Origin of the sequence: Bradyrhizobium sp. NBAIM08, from assembly GCF_020193935.1 — a bacterium.
GTDB classification, from domain to species: domain Bacteria; phylum Pseudomonadota; class Alphaproteobacteria; order Rhizobiales; family Xanthobacteraceae; genus Bradyrhizobium; species Bradyrhizobium yuanmingense.
The window spans coordinates 1-387 of sequence record NZ_JADYVR010001258.1 but is presented as its reverse complement, the minus strand read 5'-3'; the positions used below and the strand labels follow the sequence as shown (position 1 = coordinate 387).

Here is a 387-nt window from a genome sequence, read left to right as displayed (position 1 = left end):
CCGCTGCGCGGCGGGGACCGACGCGGGCAATGTGTCCACGATCCGGTTGTGGAAGCGGATCATCGCGAGATGCGTCTGCGCGACGGCGAGGTTCTCGTCGTTGCGGTGGTCCGGGATGACCGCCTTCTGCTTCTCCGCCTTCGTCGACCCCGCGCCGCGCGGAAGATCGTGGCCCTCGAACGCCGGATCCGGGTCGAGCGCCACGGTCTTGCCCATCTTGAGGTGGCGGTCATCCGTGTAGAACTTCGCCGAGTCGGGGTCCTGCGGGCCGGCGCCGTAGAGCGAGTCGAGGTCGAGGCTCGGCGAGCGCGCCTGCAGCAGCTGCGCCGGGCTGACGGTCTGCCCGAACGTCACCTTCGTCTTGTCGAAGGTCAGATCGTGGTCGAC

General features: G+C 68.7%; 1 protein-coding gene. It reads right to left on the bottom strand.

Features of this window, described 5'->3' with window-relative positions; translation table 11 throughout:
- On the bottom strand, positions 1-387 hold a 387-nt coding region (locus I6F37_RS44420; protein ID WP_276573846.1), incomplete at both ends, for a peroxidase family protein.